This window comes from Anaerorhabdus sp. (assembly GCF_036657415.1).
In the GTDB taxonomy this organism is placed as follows: domain Bacteria; phylum Bacillota_I; class Bacilli_A; order Erysipelotrichales; family Erysipelotrichaceae; genus Anaerorhabdus.
This window is the reverse complement of the sequence record NZ_JAVXGL010000087.1, coordinates 1-8,314: the sequence shown is the minus strand read 5'-3', so window position 1 is coordinate 8,314 and position 8,314 is coordinate 1. Positions and strand designations below refer to the sequence as shown.

General features: G+C 31.2%; 11 protein-coding genes. 7 read left to right on the top strand and 4 right to left on the bottom strand.

The window, feature by feature from the left end; translation table 11 throughout:
- On the bottom strand, window positions 1-189 hold a 189-nt coding region (locus tag RSB60_RS09915; RefSeq protein WP_332616078.1), incomplete at its 3' end, for a hypothetical protein.
- Window positions 190-548: 359 nt separating this feature from the next.
- On the opposite strand from RSB60_RS09915, the gene RSB60_RS09910 reads away from it, so the two are divergent.
- Complete coding sequence (locus RSB60_RS09910) at window positions 549-1,451, top strand: HD domain-containing phosphohydrolase (RefSeq protein WP_332616076.1); 903 nt, start codon at window positions 549-551, stop codon at window positions 1,449-1,451.
- A gap of 42 nt (window positions 1,452-1,493) precedes the next feature.
- Here RSB60_RS09910 and RSB60_RS09905 read toward each other — a convergent pair whose 3' ends face one another.
- Complete coding sequence (locus RSB60_RS09905; protein WP_323380371.1) at window positions 1,494-2,012, bottom strand: membrane lipoprotein lipid attachment site-containing protein; 519 nt, start codon at window positions 2,010-2,012, stop codon at window positions 1,494-1,496.
- Window positions 2,013-2,240: 228 nt separating this feature from the next.
- On the bottom strand, window positions 2,241-2,774 hold the full coding sequence (locus RSB60_RS09900; RefSeq protein WP_332475074.1) for a lipoprotein: 534 nt from the start codon (window positions 2,772-2,774) through the stop codon (window positions 2,241-2,243).
- 141 nt (window positions 2,775-2,915) lie between these two features.
- On the opposite strand from RSB60_RS09900, the gene trhA reads away from it, so the two are divergent.
- From trhA to RSB60_RS09875, 5 genes are read left to right on the top strand one after another with little or no spacing between them, the layout of a single operon-like run.
- Entirely contained in the window at window positions 2,916-3,563 is a 648-nt protein-coding gene (gene trhA / locus RSB60_RS09895; protein WP_323380369.1) for a PAQR family membrane homeostasis protein TrhA, read from the top strand.
- A gap of 12 nt (window positions 3,564-3,575) precedes the next feature.
- The gene (locus RSB60_RS09890) at window positions 3,576-4,409 is read left to right on the top strand and encodes a DegV family protein (protein ID WP_323380368.1); all 834 of its coding nucleotides are present in this window, start codon (window positions 3,576-3,578) and stop codon (window positions 4,407-4,409) included.
- 41 nt (window positions 4,410-4,450) lie between these two features.
- Entirely contained in the window at window positions 4,451-4,867 is a 417-nt protein-coding gene (locus tag RSB60_RS09885; RefSeq protein ID WP_332475073.1) for a hypothetical protein, read from the top strand.
- An 8-nt stretch (window positions 4,868-4,875) separates the two neighbouring features.
- Window positions 4,876-5,820, top strand: coding sequence for a TIGR01212 family radical SAM protein (locus tag RSB60_RS09880; protein ID WP_332475072.1), 945 nt, complete (start codon window positions 4,876-4,878; stop codon window positions 5,818-5,820).
- The gene (locus RSB60_RS09875; protein WP_332616070.1) at window positions 5,805-6,326 is read left to right on the top strand and encodes a tRNA (mnm(5)s(2)U34)-methyltransferase; all 522 of its coding nucleotides are present in this window, start codon (window positions 5,805-5,807) and stop codon (window positions 6,324-6,326) included. The genes RSB60_RS09880 and RSB60_RS09875 overlap by 16 nt, the downstream gene beginning before the upstream one ends.
- A gap of 178 nt (window positions 6,327-6,504) precedes the next feature.
- On the opposite strand, the gene RSB60_RS09870 is transcribed toward RSB60_RS09875, so the two are convergent.
- Entirely contained in the window at window positions 6,505-7,272 is a 768-nt protein-coding gene (locus RSB60_RS09870; RefSeq protein WP_323380364.1) for an HAD-IIA family hydrolase, read from the bottom strand.
- Between the two features lie 82 nt (window positions 7,273-7,354).
- Here RSB60_RS09870 and RSB60_RS09865 point away from each other — a divergent pair, with 82 nt between their 5' ends.
- Window positions 7,355-8,239 (top strand): metallophosphoesterase, encoded by an 885-nt coding sequence (locus RSB60_RS09865; RefSeq protein WP_332475071.1) that lies wholly within the window; start codon window positions 7,355-7,357, stop codon window positions 8,237-8,239.
- The last annotated feature ends 75 nt before the right edge of the window (window positions 8,240-8,314 follow it).

Genomic DNA, 8,314 nt, shown 5'->3' with positions numbered 1-8,314 from the left:
ATCTTCTCCTTCAATATATTTTTCTTTGAACGTTGTATTAGCTTTATTATCTACAGAGCATTGTAATATTAAAATTTTAGATGTCAGAGAAACTTTTTGAGCTAAATTAATTGAAATAGAATAGTAGAAAACTAAAATTAATACTAAGACACCAATAATTACGTAGTTTATTATTTTATTTTTTTCCATTGAAATATTCCTTAATATATCCTCTATATTCAAGTATATCATTTTGAATCAAAAGAAATATTAAGATTTGATAAGCTCAACACAATGCATTATATTTATAGATGTTTATTACTTTTCATCATTTATTTTTAATCATATTGTTTCACTTTCATCTTTGATTAATTTTTCAGTCATATTATTTTCTCCTAAAATTAACTAATCCAAACACACTTTGAAAATACTTGAAAATTTTATTAATATCCAAAGACTGCAATTGCTCTTCAAGTTTGAAACAGCTAGCCTTGTAACATTTAATTTTCCTTGTACATAATAACAAATATAGTATGATTAAATAAGATATTACTAGGGAGATGATTTACATGGGAGAGACTTTTTTTGTATTTAAAGAGAACTATGAAAAAACTAAATTGTTTGGTGCTAATGGAGATACTTCTTGTCAGATTTGCCAAGATGATAATCTTGAAGTATTACTAGAAACAATGCCTAAAGGAACTGTTGGCTACTTATACACAATTAAAAATAGCTTGGTTGAATTCACCTATATTTTAGAAGGTGTTATTGAATTTCAAGATGGTCAAAATACCATCATACTTAAAGCTGGCGATGTTTATTATCATCATTCATTAAAATATAATCAAATGTTTCGAGTCATCGAAACTACAAAAATACTGAACCTAAATACTGGACCTTACTTTCAAAGTTACGAAGAAGATGAAAATAATTTAATGATTACTTTAGAAAACTTACAAAAAATAGATGGTGATACTTTAAATCATTGTATACGAGTACGTCGACTTTGTTTAGGAATTATCTATTTCTTGCACATCAATATCGATCAACTTGATAATCTTTATTACGCTGCTATTTTCCATGATGTAGGAAAAGCAAAAATACCTCCTGAGATACTCTTGAAACCTGGAAAACTTGATGCCGATGAGTATGAAGTTATGAAAAAACATAGTCAATATACTTATGAAATGATAAAAGAACACTATGGTGAAACAATCGCTGAGATAGCTTATCAACATCATGAAAAGCTTGATGGCACAGGATATCCACGCGGACTCAAAGCAGATGAAATTTGTCTTTTGGCACGTGTCATTGCTGTTGCAGATGCTTATGATGCAATGGTTGTGACAAGACCTTATCACGTTGGTAAATCACAACAAGATGCGCTAAAAGAATTTAGACGTTGCGAAGGAACACAATTTGATGGCCAAGTCATTGATGCTTTAGAAAAATATATCTCTACATTAGATTAAGCTAGTTCATACTTTAACTAAAAAAGAAGGAATCCCTTCTTTTTATTTTAATTCACAAGTATTATTTGTATTTTCAACAGCAGCCTTGACTTTGTTAATATCATAATAATCATCTGTTTTTACATCATCTGTTAAACCGATTGCATATTTCATATCATCTGAAATTAAAGCTACATCATATGTCATTTTTATAGTTACATATTTATCTGTTTCTGAAGATTCTAAAGTTAAACCTTTTTCTGTTGCATAAAATTCTTTATCTGATTCAATTTGATTTTTTAAATCAGCAATATCATGATTAGCAAATGAATATGAAGTTTCTACAACAACATTTGTTACTTTGTTATCAGTATAAGCATATGTTCTTACAACCATATCGCCATCTGATTCCATTGTGCATTGTAATACTGATTTTTCAGACATCGTATTCTTATCAGCGTCTGGAATTGCTGTTGTCTCTGCAGTTGGTACTGTTTCAGGGGTTGGTGTTGTTTCTGCTGGTTTAGTAGAACATCCAGCTATTAGCACAAGTGCTAATAATCCAAATAATATTTTTTTCATTGTATACCTCCGGCATTTATAGCCAGTTTTATTCTACTCCTAAAAATTCTATAATAAATAATTCTTAACGATTCTTAAGTACATAAAAAATCAAGTTATACATAATTCTTTTTAAAAATCTAAGTCTTGCAACTGATTTTTTAGTAGAATTTGCATCTATTTATCAACTCTTATTAATTGTAAGTAAAAAAACTTTCAATAAAAAAGTGAGATTTCTCTCACTTCAATTTATTTGATATTACAAGCAATTCCAATTGAACCATATTGATCAACAATAGGTTGAATCATAAACCCCTTGTCTGTTTTCAAATCAGCAGTTAAACCAATGGTTGCTAAACTTTGTTCATCCATCACTGTAATATCGTATGAACTAGTTATTGTTGCAGTTCCATCACCAATTGTATAATCAAAAGTAATTCCTTCAACTCCTTCAAAAGCTGCTTTTTGATTTACTAAAGATTCTTCCATTTGTTTAAGCATTTCATCACCTGAAGCAGTGAAATTAGAAATTTGATCTACTTTAATAATTGCACCATTTTCAATTGTATAAACAGTATTTGTAGAAATTCCTTCACCTTCTTGTGAACAATCAACAGTTGTCGCTTCGGCAGGAACAGTTACTGTAGTTTGTTGAGTAGCTTCTGGTGTTACTGTAGTTTCCGGAGCAATTGTTGCCTCTGGTGTAGGTGTAGTTTCAGCTGGTTTTGTAGAACAACCTGCGACAAGCACAAGTGCTAATAAACCACATAATATTTTTTTCATGATTTTTTCCTCCTGGTTTTTGCAAACCTCCCCATATTCTACACCACCTCTTTTATTTGTAAAGTTTTACTTGAATTCTTACAAAAGAATGATAAAATAAAATCATCTAGTTATCATAACTAGATGTGGGAGGTTATTGCCATGAAATTTTTTAATAAAGCACAAGATCCAATGAGTTCATTTACTCATGCCCTCGGTGCTATTCTAGGGGTATTATATCTCATAATTTTACAAATTGCATCATTCGTTAATCAAAAAGATATCACAAATCATATTATATTACTTATTTTCGGTCTATCCGTAATTGCTTTGTATAGTGCTTCAGCGTATTATCATTATATTCAAAACGATAATCCACATAAGACACTTTTTAGAAAATTGGATCATTCTATGATTTATGTTCTCATCGCTGGGTCATATACCCCTATTGCAATGCATTTTCTTGCACCTGGTAATAATTTAATTTTCACACTTGTTATCTGGGGAATTGCACTTACAGGTATCATTACAAAAATTATTTGGTTGAATGCTCCTCGATTCTTATATACCTTACTTTACTTACTTATGGGGTGGGCTCTTGTTTTTGATATAAAAGGATTTTCTGCCGTACCTTTAAACTGTTTAAGCCTTCTCGCTATTGGCGGTTTATGTTATACTATTGGTGCAGTTATTTATATTTTGAAAAAACCAAATATATCTGCGAATTGGGGATTTCATGAATTATTTCATATATTTATCTTATTAGGGACATTTATGCATTTTATTGCAATCGCATTCTTTATTGCGTAAGAAAGGAAAAATATGATTCATCTTATTACTGACACATCTTGTCTTTATTCACCTAGTGAAGCTGAAAACCTTGGTTTTACAGTGAACCCTCTTGTTGTATCTATCGGCGGTAAATCTTACCAGGAGTTTGTGGATATCAATCCCACTCAATTTATTGAACTAATTAAGGAAGGAAATTTTCCTACTTCATCTCAACCTACTTTGGGTGAAATTGAGGATTCTATTGAAAAACATCATGACGATGAAATCCTGCTATTAGCAATGGCTGATGGACTTTCTGGAACTTATCAAACTGCTTGTTCAGCTGCTCAAGAACTGGAGGGAAAAGTAAAAGTTCATGTTGTGAACTCCGCAACTCTTTGTGGACCACATCGCTATATGGTAACTTGTATCCTCCAATGGATTAAAGACGGTAAATCAATGGATGAAATTCTTGCCTTATTAGACAAGAAAATCGCATCTACACATTCATTCTTAATGCCCCAAGATTTTGACTATTTAAAACGCGGAGGTCGTTGTACACCCCTCACTGCAAAGATTGGTGGGTTATTAAAACTACAACCTGTAGTTCAACAAACTGCTGATGGACGTAGACTTGATAAATTTTGTACTGCACGATCATTTGATTTAGCTGTTAAAAAAATAATTGAAGATTTTAAAGCTAAAAACTTAAATAATCCTCGTTTCTATGTATCTCATGCATTCGCAGAAAAACAAGCACTTAAGATTAAAGAAATGTTGTTGAACTCATTTCCTAATCAAGTCGTTGAAATCTTAGAATTATCTTGTGCATTCATTACACAAGGTGGTCCTTACTGTATCGCATTACAATCAATTGAAGAATAGTTTAACTATTCTTTTTTAAAATATTTAAAGGAGAAGTTACGATGAAAAAGATATCTTTTCTTTGTTTTATTTTATTATTAACTAGTTGTGCTAACTCAAAACAAGAAATTATCAAAAAACTTGAGTCTTTAGATTATAAATGTGAAAAAAATATTTGTCATATGGATCAATGGATGACTGGTGTTTATGATTCCTTTGATTTTAATAAAGATCCTATTTGGACAACGACAATTGCTCAATGTGATAGTTTAGAATATAGTGGTGCAACCTTTGAAATAAATTTCAATAAAGACTCTCTCACTATAATTGATGAGGAAAAAACTACTACTTGCACATTCAATAGCAAAGATAAAACTATCACAGAGTGCTCTAATGAGTATGAAAAAGCACAATTAATTTTAGATACTTTACTAACAAATCTTGGACAGATAAATCTATCCTATGAAGATTTTAAATAGGAGAACTTATGAATTTATTTAAATTTTCCGATGATAACAAACGATATCACACATGGAATTATTATTTACGCCATCGCTTTAACTCAAAAGTATATAAAGTTCCATTAAATGCTGGTTTCACCTGTCCCAATAGAGATGGTACTTGCGGCATAGGTGGATGTACTTTTTGTAATGCTGTTGGAAGTGGTAATTTTACACAACCTTCTAGCATGGACCTTTTATCACAATATTATGAAGGTAAGAAAATGATGGAAAACAAATGGCCTAACAGTAAGACCATTGCCTACTTTCAATCTTATACAAATACATATGGCACCCTAAAACGTGTTAAAGAATGTTTGGAACCCTTTATGTCTCTAGATGAAGTAGTTGGCATTGCCTTGGGAACACGAGCTGATTGTCTACCACAAACTATATTAGACTATTTACATAGCTGTTCAACAAAAAAAGAAATATGGATAGAATTAGGACTACAATCAATATTTGATACAACTGCCCAACGTATCAATCGTGGTCATACCTTTGACGTTTTTAAAGATGCTGTTAAACGAATTAAAAAAACAAATTGCAAAATATGCGTACATGTTATTAATGGTCTCCCTAACGAAAATAAAGAGATGATGATCGATACAATCAAAGCTTTAAATGAATTGAATATTGATGCTGTTAAAATTCATATGCTCCATATTACAACACATACAAAACTTGAAGAGGAATTCAACAAAGAACCTTTTCATATTCTTACACTTGATGAATATGTTGATATTGTTTGTGACCAGCTTCAATATTTAGATCCTAAAATCATTATTCAACGATTAACAGGTGATGCAATTAAAGAAGAATTAGTTACTCCACTTTGGACATTAAATAAAACAGTTGTACTCAATGAAATAGATAAAAAAATGGCACGTGACAATCTTTATCAAGGGTTAAAAATATGCAAGAAAATATAAATACAACTTGTCATCGACTTTTAAAAGAATATTTAAACAGTACTATGATTGCGATTGATGGAACCGCCGGAAATGGGAATGATACATTATTTTTATGTCAACATTGTCATCATGTTTATGCATTCGATATACAACCTCAAGCTAAACAAAATACGCTTGAACGATGTCAAAAAATGATTAATTTAACTTTTATCTTAGATAGTCATGAATTCATTGATAAATATGTAAATGAACCTATCGATGTTGCTTTATTTAACTTTGGATATCTCCCTAAAGCTGATTCATCAATTATCACACAACCTGCAAGTTCATTAAAAGCCATTCAGGCTGCTTATGCTTTATTAAAACCCACAGGCAGATTAATGCTTGCTTGTTATATTGGACATGCTGGTGGACAAGAAGAACACGAACAAATCTACGCATGGTTAATGAAAAATCAAATTACATTTACACAATATCGTACAGATAAGCCTTTATCACCAATTCTTTATGAGTGTATAAAATAGAAAAAGAACTCTCACGAGTTCTCTTTCTTTTTATATAAGGGGATAGAATGTATGTACAATATTCACTTTTAGGGGATTATGGAATACTGTACAGTAAGATATTTATCTTACTGACTATAGTTTACAAAAATTCTATCGCACCAATTTGTTAAACTTATGGTAAATTATGTGATTTATTTTAATCCATTAAACCTGTTAAATTAGCTACAATATAGGTTGGCTTTATATCTAAACGGTAACAATCTTCCATATTGTGTACTCCTGTGGTTACAAAAATAGTTTCAATACCCGCATTATTTCCACACAATATATCAGTTTCAAGATTATCACCCACAATTGCAACATCTTCTTTACTTACTTTAGCGTAACGTAAAGCTCCTTCAACAATTGCATTATGTGGTTTACCTATTTTTATAGCTTCTGTGTTTGTTGCATATTCAAATAACGCAACTACACTACCATTACCCACATTTACTCCTTTTTCAGAAAGTAAAATACGATCATTATTCGTACCTACAAGCTTCGCTCCTTCATGAGCTAAACGTAAGGCATATGAATAATCTTGATAAGTCGCATTTCTATCTAAACCTATAAATAAGAAATCCGCTTTCTCTGGATTAATATTAAACCCATTATTAATCAAAGCTTCTTTTATTCCATCTTCACCAATATAATACGCTTCTTTTTTTGTTGGATACTCTCTTGCAATTTTATCTGCTGCCGCCATGGCTGATGTGTAAAAATGCTCTGGTTTAATTCCTCTAAAACCCATCTTTAACATATGATTACAAGCTTGCGCTTGTGTCCTTGATGAATTATTTGTCAAAAAAATAAATTTAATATGATGATCTAATAAGTGATCAATCCACTGAATAGCACCATCAATAACTTTTGTTCCCCAATACATTGTTCCATCTAAATCAATAAAATAACATTTATTATTCATTTTTCAATCCTCACAAACTACAATAAATAGTATATAATAGAAACGTACTTTTTAAAAGTAGACATTAGAATTGAGGTATATAATGAAGGTTTGGCAAAAAATCTTAATCGTACTTACATTGCTTGTCTTTTTAGTTGGCGGTCTTTACTATGATACATTTTATGTTGCTCCTACTCGTTTCACAGTGCGTTACGAAAATATATCTTCAGAAAAAATTCCAGCACAATTAAATGATATAAATATCTTATTTTTCTCAGATGTGCATTATAACAATTACATGACACCTGAACGTTTCCAAGAAGTAGTTCAACTCATTAATAATGCTGCACCAGATATCGTAGTATTCGTTGGAGACTTATTCGACCACCCTTCGGTATTGCTTCCTAATGAAGAAGTTACTGCAACATTAACTGCACAATTAAAAGAAATCAATGCACCTTTAGGAAAATTCGCTGTTTTAGGCAATCATGATTTAGAATCTAGTACAACAAAAGAACTTGTTACTTCTGTGTTATCAAATGCAGACTTTGAAATTATTACAAATCGTTCTATTCTCATCAGAAATAAAGGTTCAGAAGCCATTGGACTTGTTGGCTTAGATAGTCAATTGCTTGGAAACCCTGATATCACAAGTGCTTTCGCGAATGTTTCCCCTAATAGTTTCAATATTGTTGTCTCACATACTCCCGATATTGCTGATTCATTGACTTCAGATCAAGTTGATTTACAAGTTTCCGGTCACAGTCATGGCGGACAAGTTTATTTTCCAATATTTGGATCATTTTATACAGCACCCTATGCTGAGGTTTATAACAAAGGAAAATACAAAATTGATGATAAGTTCATTTTGGATGTAATGAATGGTGTAGGAACTACAAAAGCTGATATACGCTTTCTTTCTGATCCAGAGGTTGTTATGTATCGTCTTCAACGAAAAACAACCCCAACCCCTACTCCAGCATCATAAATTAATCAACAAATATTTAAAAGTAACTATCCACACGTAAAACGTGTGGTTTTATTTTCGCCCTATAAGGGCATC

Excerpts from the sequence above, each read along its gene's own strand:
- RSB60_RS09900 (WP_332475074.1), bottom strand. The coding sequence starts at position 2,774 with ATGAAAAAAATATTATGTGGTTTATTAGCACTTGTGCTTGTCGCAGGT.
- trhA (WP_323380369.1), top strand. The coding sequence starts at position 2,916 with ATGAAATTTTTTAATAAAGCACAAGATCCAATGAGTTCATTTACTCAT.
- RSB60_RS09875 (WP_332616070.1), top strand. The coding sequence starts at position 5,805 with ATGCAAGAAAATATAAATACAACTTGTCATCGACTTTTAAAAGAATAT.
- RSB60_RS09880 (WP_332475072.1), top strand. The coding sequence starts at position 4,876 with ATGAATTTATTTAAATTTTCCGATGATAACAAACGATATCACACATGG.
- RSB60_RS09865 (WP_332475071.1), top strand. The coding sequence starts at position 7,355 with ATGAAGGTTTGGCAAAAAATCTTAATCGTACTTACATTGCTTGTCTTT.
- RSB60_RS09885 (WP_332475073.1), top strand. The coding sequence starts at position 4,451 with ATGAAAAAGATATCTTTTCTTTGTTTTATTTTATTATTAACTAGTTGT.
- RSB60_RS09870 (WP_323380364.1), bottom strand. The coding sequence starts at position 7,272 with ATGAATAATAAATGTTATTTTATTGATTTAGATGGAACAATGTATTGG.
- RSB60_RS09910 (WP_332616076.1), top strand. The coding sequence starts at position 549 with ATGGGAGAGACTTTTTTTGTATTTAAAGAGAACTATGAAAAAACTAAA.
- RSB60_RS09905 (WP_323380371.1), bottom strand. The coding sequence starts at position 2,012 with ATGAAAAAAATATTATTTGGATTATTAGCACTTGTGCTAATAGCTGGA.
- RSB60_RS09890 (WP_323380368.1), top strand. The coding sequence starts at position 3,576 with ATGATTCATCTTATTACTGACACATCTTGTCTTTATTCACCTAGTGAA.